Genomic DNA, 17304 nt, shown 5'->3' with positions numbered 1-17304 from the left:
TCTGTAAAACGTCATAATGAATTTCATTATGTGTTCACTCGTGAGACTTGATATTTTTTACGTCCGGAGACGCTGATATCAATCCTGCGAGTGCCCACACAGATTGTCTGATAAATTGTTAAAGAGCGGTGCAATCAGCGCCTTAAGCTGCTGTTGCGAGGTGGCGTATATTACGCCTTCCTCCTTCAGAGTCAAACACTTTTTTCAGCGTTTTTCTCCGGCGGGATGAATTTCTTCACTCCCTGCTGAGCCGCCTGCGTTGCCGCTTTGCCGTCTCAGTGGTGGCGCAGTATAGGGATTTCTGATGGACTGACAAGCGTTAATTTAAAGTTTTTGCACGACCGCTCACTTTTCGGTCAATGCGCTGAAATTAGCAACGAATTGGCATCAATCGGGCAAAAAAAACGGGCCCGAAGGCCCGTTTACGTCAAATCTCATCACTGATGTGCGACGATGACATCGTCTTTAACATCCATTTCAATGGTTTTACCCGGAACAAAAGCACCAGAAAGAATCTTCTGCGCCAGTGGGTTTTCAATTTGCTGCTGAATAGCGCGTTTCAATGGACGTGCACCGTATACCGGATCATATCCATTTTCACCCAACAGCTTCAGCGCTGCATCCGTGATATGCAATTGGTAGCCACGTTCATCCAGACGTTTGTACAACCGCTGCAGCTGAATCTGCGCGATAGAAGCAATATGCTGCTCGCCAAGCGGATGGAACACCACCACCTCATCAATACGGTTAATGAACTCTGGGCGGAAATGCGAACCTACTACCGTCATCACCATATCTTTCATTTCCGGATAGTCCAACGCACCGAAACGTTCCTGGATCAGGTCAGACCCAAGGTTAGAGGTCATAATGACCACGGTATTACGGAAATCGACCGTACGTCCCTGGCCATCGGTCAAGCGCCCATCATCCAGTACCTGCAACAAGATGTTGAAGACTTCCGGATGAGCCTTTTCGACTTCATCCAGCAGAATCACGGAATAAGGGCGACGACGAACAGCTTCTGTCAGATAACCGCCCTCTTCATAACCGACATAGCCCGGAGGTGCACCCACTAAACGTGACACCGAGTGTTTTTCCATAAACTCGGACATATCAATACGCACCATGGCATCGTCGCTGTCGAACAAGAAGTTAGCCAGCGCTTTACTCAGCTCGGTTTTACCCACACCGGTTGGTCCAAGGAACAGGAACGAGCCAATTGGGCGATTAGGATCGGACAGACCCGCACGACTACGGCGAATCGCATTCGATACCGCATCAACCGCCTCGTTCTGGCCAATCACGCGCGCATGCAGCTCTTGCTCCATCCGCAACAGTTTCTCGCGCTCACCTTCCATCATTCGTGCTACTGGAATGCCGGTCCAGCGTGCCAGCACATCAGCAATTTCCACATCTGTTACGCGGTTACGTAACAGCTTCATGGTTTTACCTTCAGACTGCGTCGCAATAGTGAGCTGTTTTTCCAGCTCCGGAATTTTACCGTACTGCAGTTCGGACATTTGGCCCAAATCACCAACACGTCGCGCCTGTTCCATCGCCAGACGAGCCTGCTCCAGTTCCGCCTTGATGTTCTGCGTACCTGTTAAAGAGGCCTTTTCGGCTTTCCACTCTTCTTCCAGCTCAGCGTATTCACGCTCTTTCTGATCGAGTTCCGTTTCCAGCATCTCCAGACGTTTAATACTGGCATCGTCCGACTCTTTCTTCAGTGCCTGTTGTTCCAGCTTTAACTGGATGATGCGGCGTTCCAGACGATCAAGCGACTCCGGTTTCGAGTCCATCTGCAAACGAATGCTCGATGCAGCCTCGTCAATCAAGTCAATTGCCTTATCTGGCAGCTGGCGATCGGAGATATAGCGGTGCGACAACGTGGCCGCTGCCACAATCGCCGGGTCAGTAATCTGCACATGGTGGTGTAACTCATAGCGCTCTTTCAGGCCACGCAGAATAGCAATGGTGTCTTCCACGCTCGGTTCAGCCACAAAGACTTTCTGGAAACGACGCTCCAGCGCCGCATCTTTCTCAATGAACTGGCGATACTCATTCAGCGTGGTAGCACCCACGCAGTGCAACTCACCACGCGCTAATGCAGGTTTCAGCATGTTACCGGCATCCATGGCGCCATCGGCTTTACCCGCGCCAACCATGGTATGCAACTCGTCGATAAACAGAATGACGTTGCCTTCCTGTTTTGCCAGATCGCTCAGCACACCTTTCAGGCGCTCTTCGAACTCACCACGATATTTAGCACCCGCCACCAGCGAACCCATGTCCAGGGCCAACACGCGGCGACCTTTCAATCCTTCTGGCACTTCACCATTGATAATGCGCTGCGCTAACCCTTCGGCAATCGCAGTTTTACCTACGCCGGGTTCCCCAATTAATACCGGGTTGTTTTTGGTACGGCGCTGCAATACCTGAATGGTACGACGAATCTCTTCATCACGACCAATCACCGGATCTAACTTGCCAAGCTCGGCGCGCTCGGTCAGATCGATGGTGTATTTTTTTAGAGCCTGGCGCTGATCTTCAGCCCCTTGATCGTTCACGTTCTCTCCTCCCCGCAATTGCTCGATGGCCTTAGTGAGTTTTTCGGTGGTTGCACCAGCGGACTTCAATAGGTCCGCCAGCGAACCACGAGAGTCGAGGGCCGCCAGAACAAATAATTCAGATGATATAAAGTTGTCGCCGCGCTTTTGCGCGAGTTTGTCGCACAGGTTCAGGACCCGAATGAGATCGGCTGAAGGCTGTACATCGCCATCCGTACCTTCTACCTGCGGCAGTCGGTTGATAGCTTGTTCGATGCTGGTACGCAGACCAGCCACATCGGCACCTGCTGCGCTAAGCAACGGACGCACCGATCCGCCTTCCTGATTGAGCAAAGCGCTCATCAAGTGCAGGGGTTCGATAAATTGATTGTCGTGTCCCAGAGCAAGGGACTGAGCATCGGCAAGGGCCAACTGGAATTTATTAGTAAGACGATCCAGACGCATGATTCCTCCAATACAGGTCAAAATGCTACTGGAGATTAAATGAGGTCATCCCTCAAATATTTCAAGGTTAATGACCTGTGTTGCGAACAAAAAATACGCTACTGGATCGTCTTGCGGCGTAAGATTATCTCAGCCAAATCAAAGTTGCCATACGCCCGGTGATTCCATCTCGTCGGTAGGAGAAAAAATCATTGGCTTCGGTGAAAGTGCAACGCTGTGAACCACTGATAGAATGCACTCCAGCGGCCTGAAGTCGCTGACGCGCTAGCTGCCAGATATTCGCAAAAAATTTGTCACCAACCGGGCGAAAAGCCGCATCGGCTTGTACATCGTGCGCCAAAAAGGCTTCACGCACCTCAGCACCGACTTCAAATGCCTGCGGGCCAATAGCGGGTCCAAGCCAGGCGTGGATCTCACGGGCTGGTGAGCGAAACTGTTGCAGCGTCTGTTCCAGCACGCCGTTACACAGACCACGCCAGCCAGCGTGAGCAGCGGCCACTTCACTGCCATCATCACTGCAAAACAACACCGGCAAGCAATCCGCCGTCATGATGGCGCAGACTACACCGGATTCGCGGGTGATGGCCGCATCTGCATTGGGTAATAACTCGTCCGCAGGCAAACGCACAACGTCCTGCCCATGCACCTGATTAAGCCACTGCGGCATGGCGGGCAGCAGCTTATCCTTCAAATACTGACGATTTTGCAAGACATGCGTTTCAGCATCGCCAACGTGCGCCCCAAGATTCAGCGAATCCCAGGGCGCAGTGCTAACACCGCCATGTCGCAAGGTGGAACATGCCTGAACGCGCTGCGGTGCAGGCCAGTCAGGAATGATCCACTCACTCATAGCCAATCCATTTGATCGCGGAACTCATGGGTATCGGCTTTCAGCGCGTCAATCAGATCGACCATGTCTTGCGGCAACGGCGCATGCCATTCCATCTCAATGCCGGTGATGGGATGGTAGAGACGCAGCATGGTGGCATGAAGCGCCTGACGGTCAAAACCGCGCAGCGCGGCGATGAACGCATCTGATGCACCTTTAGGCGGACGCGGACGACCGCCGTACAGCGGATCACCCACTAATGGATGGTTGATATGCGCCATGTGCACACGAATCTGGTGAGTACGACCCGTTTCCAGACGCAGACGCAGACGCGTATGAGCACGGAAATGCTCCATGATGCGATAATGCGTGGTCGCGGGTTTACCCATAGGGTGTACCGCCATGTGGGTGCGTTTGGTGGAGTGGCGCGCCATCGGCTCATTAACCGTGCCGCCTGCCGTCATGGTGCCAATCGCAACCGCTTCATATTCACGGGTAATCTCGCGCAGTTGCAGCGTTTCTACCAGATGCGTCTGAGCGGGAACGGTCTTCGCCACCACCATCAAACCGGTTGTGTCTTTATCAAGACGATGGACGATCCCAGCACGCGGGACGTCGGCAATTGGTGGGTAATGATAAAGCAGCGCATTCAGGACCGTACCATCCGGATTACCTGCCCCAGGATGCACCACCAGGCCACGCGGTTTGTTGATGACCAGAATATCATCGTCTTCATAAACGATGTTCAGGGGAATGTTTTGCGCTTCCCAGCGCTGCGCTTCTTCGATTTCAGCATCGATAGACACCTGCTCACCGCCGAAAACTTTCTCTTTCGGTTTATCGATGATGGTGCCGTTGACGCTGACGCGACGCTCAAGGATCCATTCTTTTATGCGGGAACGTGAATAATCAGGGAACAATTCCGCCAAAGTCTGATCTAAGCGTTGTCCAAGCTGTGCTTCGGACACCGTTGCGGTGAGTTGAACTTGTTGTGCCATATACAGCTTCTTCGTTAACGTTGGGTTTTCACGGCGATGCCGTTTAATATAATGTGCTATCGTACCAGGTCATAACCGGGAGCTATACGGACAGCTTCCGCTACAACACTTTGAGGATAATCATTTCGTCATGACGCGTATGAAACATCTGGTGGCTGCTGCCACATTGAGCCTGAGCCTGGCTCTGGTGGGTTGTTCCGGCTCATCGGATCCCGTTCCGGACAGCCCGCCATCTGAAATTTACGCTACAGCCCAGCAAAAGCTGCAGGACGGTAACTTTAAAGCGGCGATTAAGCAACTGGAAGCACTGGATAACCGCTACCCGTTTGGCCCTTATTCGCAGCAAGTACAGCTGGATTTAATCTACGCGTATTACAAAAATGCCGATCTGCCACTGGCGCAAGCCGCTATCGCTCGCTTTATGCGCCTGAATCCGACTCATCCAAACATCGATTACGTCATCTACATGAAAGGCCTGACGGATATGGCGTTGGATGACTCTGCACTGCAGGGCTTCTTCGGTATCGATCGTTCAGATCGTGATCCGACGCACGCTCGTGATGCTTTCCGTGACTTCTCACAGTTGCTGCGCAGCTATCCGAACAGCCAGTATGCTGAGGATGCGCAGAAACGTTTAGCCTACCTGAAAGAGCGTCTGGCGAAGTATGAACTCTCGGTGGCGCAATTCTATACCAAGCGTGGGGCCTATGTCGCCGTTGTTAACCGTGTTGAAGGGATGATGAAAGATTTCCCGGATACCGAAGCAACGCACAAAGCGCTGCCGCTGATGGAAAATGCCTACCGCCAGCTGCAGTTAACCGCAGAAGCGGATAAGGTAGCGAAGATCATCGCGACAAATAATCAGTCCTGATTTTACTACCAATAAAAAAGCAGCCTTGATGGCTGCTTTTTTTTGCCGAAAATTCAGCCAGATTGCTGATTATTCGCTGCGGTTAACTCATCAATCTTGCTCTTTTCATCCCTGCCCTTCAAGCATTTTCCGCGATTTTATGAGCCTTTCTCACAATTCACTGGCATTGACAAAAAGTGACATTTCAATGTGATCTACATCACACTTTTTCCTGATTTACGCGGTATGCTGGTCCTACCCAGACGGAAATGACAGAGAGGTTTAACTATGATTCTGAACATTACCAGCAAACAAATGGAAATCACTGCGGCTATCCGCAACCATGTCGAAGACCGTCTCGCCAAGCTGGAAAAGTGGCAAACTCACCTGATAAATCCGCACATCGTGTTATCGAAAGAGCCGAAAGAATTCGTGGCTGATGCCACCATTAACACACCGAACGGCACGCTGGTTGCCAGCGCGAAACACGAAGATATGTACACGGCTATCAACGATCTGATTGCCAAGCTGGAGCGACAACTGAATAAGGCGCAGCACAAACCTGAAGCGCGCCGCGCAACCAGCAGTATGAAAGATTTCACCCCTGCGGGATAAATAGACCTTTTCCAGTAACGCGCCTGCGGGCGCGTTTTTTATTGACAGCTTTAAATCACTGCGGTTACTCTCAATCCACTTTATTGCTGGAATCACACATGAAACATCTACCGTTCTTCTTCGCATTCTTTTTTACCTTCCCCTGATTGGGAGGCGATTCGTCATGTGAAAATGAATGCGAAGACGAACAACAAAGCCTCCCAAACGGGAGGCTTTTTTATTGGACATTTTACAGGTGAGCCCTATGAATCCCGAAAATCCGCTGCTGGCATTACGCGATAAGATCAGCGCCGTTGATGAAAAGCTGTTAACGCTGTTATCTGAACGCCGTTCGCTGGCGGTTGAGGTGGCGCAAGCAAAGCTCGCGACCCATCGCCCGATTCGCGATGTTGAGCGTGAACGCGCACTGCTGGAAAACCTGATCTCACTCGGCAAAAAGCACCAGCTTGATGCGCACTACATTACTCGTCTGTTCCAACTGGTGATTGAAGATTCGGTACTGACTCAGCAAGCGCTGCTGCAGAAAAACTTAAACCACCCGCACGCACACGCGCCGCGCATCGCATTTCTGGGTCCTAAGGGTTCGTACTCTCACCTCGCGGCGCGTAAATACGCCACACGTCATTTTGATTCCATGGTTGAGATGGGCTGCCTAAAATTCCATGACATCATTCATCAGGTGGAGAGTGGCCAGGCCGATTACGCCGTGATGCCAATCGAAAATACCAGCTCAGGCTCGATTAACGACGTCTATGACCTGCTGCAGCAAACCACGCTCTCCATCGTTGGCGAGCTGACCATCCCAATCGAACACTGTGTGCTGGTCAACGGCAATACCGACTTACAGCAAATTGAAACGGTTTATAGCCATCCTCAGCCATTCCAGCAGTGCAGCCAGTTCATCAATCGGTTCCCACAATGGAAAATCGAATATACCGAGAGCACCGCAGCGGCAATGGAAAAGGTCGCGGCGATGAGTTCACCAAAAGTGGCGGCTCTGGGCAGTGAAGCGGGCGGTGAGCTGTATGGTCTGCAGGTGTTAGAACGGAATTTAGCTAACCAGCAACAAAACCATACCCGCTTCATTGTGCTGGCACGTAAGCCGATTGAAGTTTCTGGCCAGGTACCAGCCAAAACCACATTGATTATGGCTACCGGTCAGCAAGCTGGTGCACTGGTTGAGGCTCTGCTGGTGCTGCGTAATCACAATCTGATCATGAGCAAACTAGAAAACCGCCCAATTAACGGCAACCCATGGGAAGAGATGTTTTACATTGATGTGCAGGGCAATCTGCAATCGGAGAACATGCAGCTGGCGTTGAAAGAGCTGCGTGATTTGACGCGATCTCTGAAAGTACTCGGCTGCTATCCGGGTGAAAATGTTGTTCCGGTGGAACCGCGACTGTAAATGAAAAAGGCATCCTTGCGGATGCCTTCTCTTTTATTGCCGGCTATCGTTAGCCGAACGCAACATGCTTCGGCTCTCTACCAGGAAGCGTTGAGCGTAATCGCCAAACCAGTGCGCGACACCTTCAAAACTCTTGATGAACGCCTGTTTATCGCCCTGCTCCAGCAATTTAATCGCATCACCAAAACGCTGGTAATAACGCTTAATCAGCGCCAGATTACTCTCCGAAGACATGATGATGTCTGCGTAAAGCTGCGGGTCCTGAGCAAACAGTCGACCAACCATCGCCAGTTCCAGGCGATAAATCGGTGAGGACAGCGCCAACAGTTGATCAAGGTTGACGTTCTCTTCCGCTAAATGCAAACCATAGGCAAAAGTGGCAAAGTGACGCAGCGCCTGGATAAAGGCCATGTTCTGGTCATGCTCGACCGCGCTGATGCGATGTAAGCGCGCGCCCCAAACCTGAATCTGCTCAAGGAACCACTGGTAGGCTTCTGGCTGACGGCCATCACACCACACCACCACCTGCTTCGCCAGGCTACCGCTATCCGGGCCAAACATGGGATGCAAGCCGAGAACAGGGCCGGTATGCGCCGCCAGCATCGCCTGCAGTGGACGGTTCTTCACCGATGCCAAATCCACCAGGATGCAATCTTCTGGCAGCGTTGGCAGTTCAGCGATGATCTGCTCGGTCAGATGAATGGGAACACTAATGATGACCATGCCCGCATCTTTGAGCAGCTCTTCAGAACGATCCCAATCGCCCTTGTCCAGAATACGGACCTGGTAACCTGACAGATTGAGCATCTTTTCAAACAAGCGCCCCATCTGGCCACGCCCACCAACAATCACCACCGGGCGCAGCGTTGGGCAGAGCGTTTTGAAGCCTTTGTCGTTTTCATGCGCATAAGATTCACGCATCAGGCGACGTAAGACATCCTCAATCAGATCTGGCGAAACGCCGAGCGCTTCAGCTTCCTGACGACGTGAAGCCAACATGCTGGCTTCACGTTCTGGCACATAAATCGGCAAACCATAACGGCTTTTGACCTCACCTACTTCAGCTACCAGCTCAAGGCGTTTGGCTAATAGCCCAAGCAGGGCTTTATCGACTTCATCAATTTGATCGCGTAGCGCGGTCAGTTCAGCCACCATGACTCTTTATTCCTCGTGTGACAGACGTGCCGACAGCACTCCCTGCAGATCCTGATGGATTTCACGCAGCAAGGTTTCCGTGGTTTCCCAGTTGATGCAGGCATCCGTGACGGAAACACCGTATTTCATTTCGCTACGTGGCTGCTCAGAAGACTGATTGCCTTCGTGAATATTGCTTTCCAGCATCAGGCCAATAATGGAACGATTTCCATCTTTAATCTGCGCAATAGCCGATTCGGCTACACCAGGCTGGCGGCGGTAGTCTTTATTAGAATTACCATGGCTGCAATCTATCATTAAGGCTGGACGCAGTCCCGCTTTCAGCATCTCTTTTTCACACTGCGCAACATCTTCAGGGCCATAGTTAGGCGCTTTCCCACCACGCAGGATCACGTGGCCATCCGGGTTGCCTTGAGTTTGTAACAGGCAAACCTGTCCCGCCTGATTGATGCCGACAAAACGGTGCGGCATCGCGGCGGCGCGCATGGCGTTGATCGCCGTGCCCAGGCTGCCATCAGTGCCATTTTTGAAGCCGACAGGCATTGATAAACCAGAAGCCATCTCGCGGTGTGTTTGTGACTCGGTAGTACGAGCACCGATCGCAGACCAGCTAAACAGATCGCCCAAGTATTGTGGGCTGTTAGGATCCAGTGCTTCAGTTGCCAGCGGCAGTCCCATCTCCACCAGGTTCACCAGCAGCTGACGCGCAATGTGCAGCCCGGCTTCCATATCAAATGAGTTGTTCATGTAAGGATCGTTGATCAGCCCCTTCCAGCCAACGGTGGTACGGGGTTTTTCAAAATAAACGCGCATAACGATATACAGCTGATCCTTCAACTGTGCAGAGAGAGTTTGCAGCTGACGAGCATATTCCAGTGCGGCTTCGGTATCGTGAATTGAACAAGGACCACAGACCACCAGCAGGCGCGGATCGCGGCCAGCAATAATATCGGCAATGGTCTGGCGAGAAGCAGTAATCTGCGCTTCCTGCGCCGCAGTGAGCGGGAACTTCGCTTTCAGCTCTTGCGGGGTGATTAAAATTTGTTCGTCGGCGATATGCACATTGTTCAGCGCGTCTTTCTGCATGATGGCGATCCTTTTTAACTCGTGTATGCGGTTTGGGATCCTCACTGAGGATGGCGCTTACTGTACCACAACATGTACATCTTGCAATCCGTGAATGTACACTTTTATTACCACCGCTGATAACCATCACAAAAACAAAACTAAAAACACATTAAATACATAAAGTTAATGTGATTTAGGTCATCTAACACAAATTGATTTATGTAAATTTTATTTTACACCCCACTTTTATTTAAAAGTGCCAACCCCCTCTTTTTCCATTAACATTTTGTTATTCATCGTTTTCCAGGATCTTAGGATGTCAACCTCTGTCATCAACTTACGCCCTTTCGTTCTACAGGATGCTGGCGCTTTTACTGCGGCGGTCAATCAGTCTCTCAACAGCCTGCTGCCATGGATGGTATGGGCGCATCACGATTATCGGGCAGAGGAAGCCACTAACTGGATTAATTTCACCCATATGCAGCGGAGTAACGGTGAAGCGGAAGAGTTCGCTATTGTCGATAGCAATGATCGGTTACTCGGCGGCGCAGGCATCAGATTCGCACAGCGGCTTGGGGAATTTAGTGCATTAGGCTATTGGGTTCGCAGCGATGCACAAAGGCAAGGTGTCGCAACACGTGCAGTGGCTCAATTGGTGGACTTTGGCTTCAAGCACGCGCAGATCCCCTTACTGGAGATTATCGCTGCTGAGGAGAATCATGCCAGCCGTGCCGTGGCATTGCGCAGTGGTTTTGAGTTTATCGATTGCCGCTATGGTTTAATCATTCTTGATAGCGGCCCAGTGAATAGCGCGATTTACCATCTCAAGCGACCATAAAAAAAGGGGCTGGCCCTTAGGCCAACCCCTTGTTTGCTATTAACTTTGGGATGTCGCTTACGCGCCCAGACGCTCTTTGATACGAGCTGACTTACCGGTACGCTCACGCAGGTAGTACAGTTTGGCTTTACGTACAGCACCACGACGTTTGACAGAAATGCTGTCAATTACCGGAGAGTGAGTCTGGAAGACACGCTCAACGCCTTCGCCGTTTGAAATCTTACGAACAGTGAATGCAGAGTGCAGACCGCGGTTACGAATAGCGATAACCACGCCCTCGAATGCCTGCAGACGTTTCTTAGAACCTTCAACGACCCATACTTTCACTTCCACGGAATCACCCGGACGGAATGAAGGTACGTCCTGCTTCATCTGCTCTTGTTCAAGTTGCTTGATAATGTTGCTCATAATTAAATCTCTATATCCTGGGTAAACTGATAGTCAGGGAAGATTACTCTTCCACCTGATGGTTTTGTTGCTGCTGATGTTCCCGTTGGAACTCATTTAGCAACCGTGCTTGCTCTTCAGTCAGAGCCAGGTTTTCCAGAAGTTCAGGTCTTCTTAGCCAGGTACGGCCTAGCGACTGTTTCAGACGCCAGCGGCGAATATCGGCATGGTTGCCCGACAGTAAGACTGGCGGAACCTCCATCCCTTCTAACACTTCAGGTCGGGTGTAGTGCGGGCAATCCAGTAAACCATCCGAGAACGAATCCTCATCGGCTGACGCCTGCTTGCCCAATACGCCGGGGATAAACCGGGCGACTGAATCAATCAACGTCATGGCTGGTAGCTCACCACCACTGAGCACGTAATCACCGATTGACCATTCTTCATCAATCTCAGTATGAATCACGCGCTCATCAATCCCTTCATAACGACCACACACCAGAATCAACTTCTGGTTGGTCGCCAGTTCGCAAACGCCCTGTTGGTCCAGTTTGCGACCCTGAGGTGAAAGATAAATCACCCTGGCACCTTCTCCCGCCGCCGCTTTCGCTGCGTGGATAGCATCCCGTAAGGGTTGCACCATCATCAACATTCCCGGTCCGCCGCCGTAAGGACGTTCATCCACGGTACGGTGCCGGTCGTGCGCGAAGTCACGAGGACTCCAGCTTTGAATGTTGAGCAGGCCATTTTTTACTGCCCGGCCAGTTACCCCGTACTCGGTAATAGCGCGAAACATCTCTGGAAACAGGCTAATAACACCAATCCACATCGCGTTCGCCGTTACGTTACCGGATTGTCCGGAGATCAAAAACCAGGATCCCAATCTACTTCAATCGTGCCAGTAGAGAGATCGACTTTCTTGATAACCTGTTCATCAAGAAACGGGATTAACCGCTCTTGCGCACCGAATGCATCTTTCAGGTTTGCCTTAACGACGAGAACGTCGTTCGAACCGGTTTCCATCAAATCAATGACTTTGCCCATTTCGTAACCGTCGAGGTTTACCACTTTGCAACCCATAAGGTCTTTCCAGTAGTAATCACCCTCTTCCAGCGCTGGCAGCTGAGCAGAATCAACCGTAATTTCGCAATTGGTTAACTGTGCCGCAGCGTCCCGATCGTCAATGCCTTTGACTTTGATGATCAGGTCCTGATTGTGGTGCTTCCAACCTTCCAGTTCGACCTGCTGCCATTTACCGGCGCGCTGGATGAACCAGGGTTGGTAGTCGAAGATGCTTTCAGCGTCTTCAGTGGAGGAAAACACTTTGAGCCAACCTCGAATGCCGTAAGCGGCCCCCATTTTCCCCAATACAATTGGGTTAACGAGAGGCTGTGCGGCAGGTTTAATGCTCATGCTAACCACCGTGACAGATTAAGCTGCTTTTTTTGCTTCTTTGATCAGCGCGTTAACGCGATCAGAAAGCGTTGCGCCCTGGCCAACCCAGTGCTCAATACGGTCCAGATCCAGACGCAGACCTTCAGCCTGACCAGAAGCGATCGGGTTGAAGAAACCTACGCGCTCGATGAAACGACCATTACGCGCATTGCGGCTGTCAGTAACGACGACCTGATAGAACGGACGCTTTTTCGCGCCGTGACGTGCCAAACGAATTGTAACCATAACATCCTCATTAGTTAATAAAGCGCTCGGGCTCCATCGAGGGATGGAACCCGAGCGCAATATAAAAAGCCCGAAAATTTTACTCATTTTGGCGAAAAAAGCAACCTGAGCGTGTTAATTTTCTGGCTGTGTGCCGCTCGCCTTAGCGACCGGGGAATCCGGGCGGCATCATACCTTTCATGCCACGCATCATTTTGGCCATGCCACCCTTCTTCATTTTCTTCATCATGCGCTGCATGTCGTCGAACTGTTTCAGTAAACGGTTAACGTCCTGAACCTGCATACCTGAACCGGTGGCAATACGGCGCTTGCGTGAGCCCTTGATGATTTCCGGTTTCTGACGCTCTTTGGTGGTCATCGAATTGATGATCGCCTCCATACGCACCAGCACTTTGTCATCCATCTGCGATTTCACGTTGTCTGGCAACTGCCCCATGCCCGGCAGCTTACCCATCAGGCTGGCCATGCCGCCCATGTTGCGCATCTGCTTCAACTGGTCGAGGAAGTCGTTGAGATCGAAGCCATCACCGGTTTTGAGCTTCTTCGCCAGCTTCTCCGCCTGTTCGCGGTCAACTTTGCTCTCGATATCTTCGATCAGCGACAGTACGTCGCCCATGCCGAGGATGCGTGAGGCGATACGGTCTGGATAGAACGCTTCCAGTGCTTCCGTCTTCTCACCCATACCCATGAATTTAATCGGCTTGCCGGTAATATGACGAATAGACAGCGCTGCACCACCGCGCGCATCACCATCCACTTTCGTCAGAATCACGCCCGTCAGTGGCAGCGCTTCATTGAAGGCTTTTGCCGTGTTTGCCGCATCCTGACCGGTCATGGCATCGACCACAAACAAGGTTTCCACCGGATTGATCGCGGCGTGTACCTGTTTGATCTCGTCCATCATCGCTTCATCTACGTGCAGACGACCGGCGGTATCCACCAGCAGCACGTCGTAGAATTGCAGCTTCGCTTCTTTCAGGGCGTTATTAACGATGTCGACAGGCTTTTGGCTCAGATCGGAAGGACAGAAGTCCACGCCAACCTGCTGCGCCAGTGTTTCCAGCTGTTTAATCGCCGCCGGGCGATAAACGTCGGCAGAAACCACCAGCACTTTCTTCTTATGCTTCTCGCGCAGGAACTTACCCAGCTTCGCCACGCTCGTGGTTTTACCCGCACCCTGCAGGCCCGCCATCAACACCACAGCCGGCGGCTGTGCGTTCAGATTGAGCGCATTATTTTCTGCACCCATTGCCGCAACCAGCTCGTTGCGAACAATTTTGATAAATTCCTGGCCAGGCGTCAGGCTTTTGTTTACATCCTGCCCTACCGCCGCTTCTTTCACGCGGTTGATGAACTCACGCACGACCGGCAGCGCAACGTCCGCTTCCAGCAATGCCATGCGCACTTCACGCAAGGTGTCTTTAATGTTGTCTTCGGTCAGCCTTCCGCGGCCGCTGATGTTGCGCAGGGATTGCGACAAACGATCGGTTAAATTATCAAACATGCTCTCTCACTTAGGACCGTAGCGAGGCCGCCTGGGCGGCACAATGCGGCGGATTATAGCACGAAGCCACAGCGATCTCTGCAATTGACCTTCAGATCGTTTGGAGCCTGATGCAGCTGGCGCTATACTGGTTTTTTCCTTATCTGACCGACACCTGAAAGGATCTATGTTCGTTTTCGCGATCGTGGCGCTGTTCGCCTACTCCCTCAGTCTTGCATTGATCATCCCCAGCCTGCTGAAACGCAACGGTGGCTGGCGTCGTTTTGCCGTACTTTCTGCTTGCGTCGCGTTGATCGCCCATGCGGTTGCACTGCAACAACGCATTTTTGCCGTCGATAACGGACAAAACCTCAGCCTGCTAAATATCGGTTCGCTGGTGAGTTTGCTGATCTGCGCGATCATGACCATCGTTGCATCGCGCAATCGCGGTTGGTTACTGTTGCCGATTGTCTACGGCTTTGCCTTGATTAACCTCGCCTTCGCCACCTTTGTGCCGAATGCCTTTATTACCCATCTCGAAACCACGCCGGGCATGATGATCCATATCGGCCTGTCGCTGTTTGCCTACGCTACGCTGATTATCGCGGCACTGTATGCGCTGCAGCTGGCATGGATTGATTACCAGTTAAAAAATAAGAAACTGGCTTTCACCCAGGATATGCCGCCGCTGCTGAGTATTGAGCGTAAGATGTTTCATATCACGCAAATTGGTGTAGTGCTGTTGACGTTGGTGCTGTGTACCGGTCTGTTCTTCATGCATAACCTGTTTAGCGCGGAGAATGTCGATAAAGCGGTGCTGTCCATTCTTGCCTGGTTTGTTTATATCGTTCTGCTCTGGGGACACTATCATGAGGGCTGGCGCGGACGTCGCGTCGTCTGGTTTAACTGCGGTGGTGCACTGCTGCTGACCATGGCCTACTTCGGCAGTCGCGTGCTTCAGCACCTGCTCACTTCTCACTAAAGGAATTTTTGCGTTGGAACATGTTTCAACCACCACGCTGATCGTTACGCTGGTCATCATGGTGCTGGTCTCTGCGTACTTCTCCGGTTCAGAGACCGGCATGATGACGCTCAATCGTTATAAATTGCGCCACAAAGCCAAAAGCGGTAATCGCGCGGCTCGTCGTGTCGAAAAACTTTTACGCCGTCCTGATCGCTTAATCAGCCTGGTGCTGATAGGCAACAACCTCGTGAATATCCTGGCTTCCGCATTGGGTACCATTGTCGGTATGCGTCTTTACGGCGATGCGGGTGTGGCAATTGCCACCGGGATCCTGACTTTTGTGGTGCTGGTGTTTGCTGAAGTGCTGCCGAAAACCATTGCAGCGCTTTACCCCGAAAAAGTCGCCTATCCCAGCAGCGTGCTGCTGGCGCCGCTGCAGTATGTGATGCTGCCTTTGGTCTGGCTGCTCAACACCATTACCCGCATTCTGATGCGCATGGTTGGTATCAAGACGGAAGGCTCCATCAGTTCAGCCCTAAGTAAGGAAGAGTTGCGTACCATTGTCTATGAGTCGCGCTCACTGATGTCACGTCGTAATCAGGACATGCTGCTGTCGGTGCTGGACCTGGAAAAGGTCAGCGTTGATGACATCATGGTGCCACGCAATGAAATTGTCGGCATTAACGTCAACGACGACTGGAAATCGATTGTTCGCCAACTGAGTAACTCCCCGCATGGCCGCATTGTGCTGTTCCGCGATTCGCTGGATGATTCGGTTGGCATGCTGCGCGTGCGTGAAGCCTGGCGCATGATGACCGAGAAGAAAGAGTTCAACAAAGATCGCCTGCTGCGTGCCGCTGATGAAATTTACTATGTGCCGGAAGGTACACCGCTGAATGTCCAGCTGGTGAAATTCCAGCGTAATAAGAAGAAAGTCGGCTTAGTGGTTGATGAATATGGTGACATCAAAGGGCTGGTGACCATTGAAGACATTCTGGAAGAGATTGTTGGCGACTTTACGACGTCTATGTCTCCTTCGCTGGCGGAAGAAGTGATGCCGCAGAATGATGGCTCAGTGCTGATTGAAGGCAGCGCCAACGTGCGTGAAATCAATAAAGCCTTTAACTGGACGTTACCCGAAGACGAAGCACGCACCATCAATGGCATGCTGCTGGAAGCGCTGGAAGAGATTCCGCTGGTCGATACACGCGTGAAAATCGGGAAGTACGATGTGGATATCCTCGACGTGCAAGACAACATGGTGAAGCAGGTGCGCATTACCCCACACCATCCGCTGAAATCCTCCATCGGTTCCTGAAGCCAAAAAAACGCCGCGAACATCGCGGCGTTTTCATTTCTGCTCAGACAGGCACTAGATGTGCAGCTCTTTCAGCTTCTCAGCCGGTAGTTTCAGATCTTCGTTACGGTTCACGCCAATCTCATGCGCCAACACGTTACGCGCAATCTGCTGCGCTTCGTCGAGTGAGTGTAGCTTGTAGCTACCACACTGGTATTCATTCAGTTCCGGGATCTGGCTCTGTTCTTTCACTTTCAGAACATCTTCCATCGCCCCTTTCCACGCTTTCGCTACGCGCTGCTCGTCTGGTTCACCAATCAAGCTCATGTAGAAGCCGGTGCGGCAGCCCATTGGCGAGATATCAACGATTTCCACGCCATCACCATTGAGGTGATTACGCATAAAGCCAGCGAACAGGTGCTCCAGCGTATGGATGCCGCGCTCAGTCAGAATATCGATATTCGGACGGCAGAAACGCAGGTCAAAAACGGTGATGGTATCGCCATGCGGAGTATTCATGGTTTTTGCAACGCGCACAGCGGGTGCGCCCATGATGGTGTGATCAACAGTAAAACTATCCAGTAGTGGCATACGTCACCTCCTGTTTTGAGATTTTTTTTAAAACGATGAAACTTTTCCGTTCGCCCAACGTCTGAATATATGAAAGACGCGCATTTGTTATCATCATCCCTGACAACAGAGATGTTAATTTTGGCCACAA

18 protein-coding genes and 1 other annotated feature are annotated in these 17304 nt (G+C 51.6%); of the genes, 7 read left to right on the top strand and 11 right to left on the bottom strand.

Annotated features, from left to right (window positions below):
• Positions 1–437 precede the first annotated feature (437 nt).
• The 3 genes from clpB to rluD all read right to left on the bottom strand — a co-directional run bounded on the left by clpB (position 438) and on the right by rluD (position 4838).
• Positions 438–3011 carry an ATP-dependent chaperone ClpB gene (gene clpB / locus F3J37_RS08490; RefSeq protein ID WP_166932976.1) on the bottom strand — a complete coding sequence of 858 codons (2574 nt, stop codon included), beginning with the start codon at positions 3009–3011 and terminating at the stop codon, positions 438–440.
• A gap of 124 nt (positions 3012–3135) precedes the next feature.
• Positions 3136–3861, bottom strand: a complete 726-nt coding sequence (yfiH, locus tag F3J37_RS08485; RefSeq protein ID WP_166932974.1) for a purine nucleoside phosphorylase YfiH — start codon at positions 3859–3861, stop codon at positions 3136–3138.
• Entirely contained in the window at positions 3858–4838 is a 981-nt protein-coding gene (gene rluD, locus F3J37_RS08480) for a 23S rRNA pseudouridine(1911/1915/1917) synthase RluD (protein WP_034822248.1), read from the bottom strand. The genes yfiH and rluD overlap by 4 nt, the downstream gene beginning before the upstream one ends.
• A gap of 130 nt (positions 4839–4968) precedes the next feature.
• Here rluD and bamD point away from each other — a divergent pair, with 130 nt between their 5' ends.
• The 4 genes from bamD (at position 4969) to pheA (ending at position 7711) form a co-directional block, all read left to right on the top strand.
• Complete coding sequence (gene bamD / locus F3J37_RS08475; protein WP_034822246.1) at positions 4969–5709, top strand: outer membrane protein assembly factor BamD; 741 nt, start codon at positions 4969–4971, stop codon at positions 5707–5709.
• Positions 5710–5976: 267 nt separating this feature from the next.
• Entirely contained in the window at positions 5977–6303 is a 327-nt protein-coding gene (gene raiA / locus F3J37_RS08470; RefSeq protein WP_034822244.1) for a ribosome-associated translation inhibitor RaiA, read from the top strand.
• A gap of 97 nt (positions 6304–6400) precedes the next feature.
• Positions 6401–6525: a sequence feature (Phe leader region), on the top strand.
• On the top strand, positions 6402–6449 hold the full coding sequence (gene pheL, locus F3J37_RS08465) for a pheA operon leader peptide PheL (protein WP_100703679.1): 48 nt from the start codon (positions 6402–6404) through the stop codon (positions 6447–6449). (Overlaps the previous feature by 48 nt.)
• Before the next feature lie 22 nt (positions 6526–6547).
• Entirely contained in the window at positions 6548–7711 is a 1164-nt protein-coding gene (gene pheA / locus F3J37_RS08460) for a bifunctional chorismate mutase/prephenate dehydratase (RefSeq protein WP_166932972.1), read from the top strand.
• Positions 7712–7744: 33 nt separating this feature from the next.
• Here pheA and tyrA read toward each other — a convergent pair whose 3' ends face one another.
• Positions 7745–8866 (bottom strand): bifunctional chorismate mutase/prephenate dehydrogenase, encoded by a 1122-nt coding sequence (tyrA, locus tag F3J37_RS08455; RefSeq protein WP_058962335.1) that lies wholly within the window; start codon positions 8864–8866, stop codon positions 7745–7747.
• Between the two features lie 6 nt (positions 8867–8872).
• Positions 8873–9952 (bottom strand): 3-deoxy-7-phosphoheptulonate synthase, encoded by a 1080-nt coding sequence (locus F3J37_RS08450; protein WP_166932970.1) that lies wholly within the window; start codon positions 9950–9952, stop codon positions 8873–8875.
• Positions 9953–10250: 298 nt separating this feature from the next.
• Between F3J37_RS08450 and F3J37_RS08445 the strand changes: the two genes are divergently transcribed.
• Positions 10251–10772 (top strand): GNAT family N-acetyltransferase, encoded by a 522-nt coding sequence (locus F3J37_RS08445; RefSeq protein WP_166932968.1) that lies wholly within the window; start codon positions 10251–10253, stop codon positions 10770–10772.
• 57 nt (positions 10773–10829) lie between these two features.
• Here F3J37_RS08445 and rplS read toward each other — a convergent pair whose 3' ends face one another.
• The 5 genes from rplS to ffh all read right to left on the bottom strand — a co-directional run bounded on the left by rplS (position 10830) and on the right by ffh (position 14343).
• A complete protein-coding gene (gene rplS, locus F3J37_RS08440; RefSeq protein WP_034822234.1) occupies positions 10830–11180 on the bottom strand; it encodes a 50S ribosomal protein L19 in 351 nt (116 codons plus the stop codon).
• Between the two features lie 43 nt (positions 11181–11223).
• On the bottom strand, positions 11224–11988 hold the full coding sequence (gene trmD, locus F3J37_RS08435; protein WP_045816445.1) for a tRNA (guanosine(37)-N1)-methyltransferase TrmD: 765 nt from the start codon (positions 11986–11988) through the stop codon (positions 11224–11226).
• A gap of 35 nt (positions 11989–12023) precedes the next feature.
• A complete protein-coding gene (gene rimM, locus F3J37_RS08430; protein ID WP_034822227.1) occupies positions 12024–12572 on the bottom strand; it encodes a ribosome maturation factor RimM in 549 nt (182 codons plus the stop codon).
• 18 nt (positions 12573–12590) lie between these two features.
• Positions 12591–12839: a 30S ribosomal protein S16 gene (gene rpsP, locus F3J37_RS08425; RefSeq protein WP_007893313.1), complete on the bottom strand. Its 249-nt coding sequence runs from the start codon at positions 12837–12839 to the stop codon at positions 12591–12593.
• Positions 12840–12981: 142 nt separating this feature from the next.
• Complete coding sequence (gene ffh / locus F3J37_RS08420) at positions 12982–14343, bottom strand: signal recognition particle protein (RefSeq protein ID WP_166932966.1); 1362 nt, start codon at positions 14341–14343, stop codon at positions 12982–12984.
• Between the two features lie 166 nt (positions 14344–14509).
• Between ffh and F3J37_RS08415 the strand changes: the two genes are divergently transcribed.
• On the top strand, positions 14510–15304 hold the full coding sequence (locus F3J37_RS08415) for a cytochrome C assembly family protein (protein ID WP_038645240.1): 795 nt from the start codon (positions 14510–14512) through the stop codon (positions 15302–15304).
• 13 nt (positions 15305–15317) lie between these two features.
• Positions 15318–16604, top strand: a complete 1287-nt coding sequence (locus tag F3J37_RS08410) for an HlyC/CorC family transporter (protein ID WP_045816444.1) — start codon at positions 15318–15320, stop codon at positions 16602–16604.
• 54 nt (positions 16605–16658) lie between these two features.
• Here the strand turns inward: F3J37_RS08410 and luxS are convergent, their stop codons facing one another.
• Positions 16659–17174 (bottom strand): S-ribosylhomocysteine lyase, encoded by a 516-nt coding sequence (gene luxS / locus F3J37_RS08405; RefSeq protein ID WP_034822217.1) that lies wholly within the window; start codon positions 17172–17174, stop codon positions 16659–16661.
• Between the last annotated feature and the right edge of the window lie 130 nt (positions 17175–17304).

This window comes from Candidatus Pantoea communis, from assembly GCF_011752685.1.
Lineage (GTDB): Bacteria > Pseudomonadota > Gammaproteobacteria > Enterobacterales > Enterobacteriaceae > Pantoea > Pantoea communis.
This window is presented reverse-complemented; position numbering and strand designations above follow the sequence as displayed.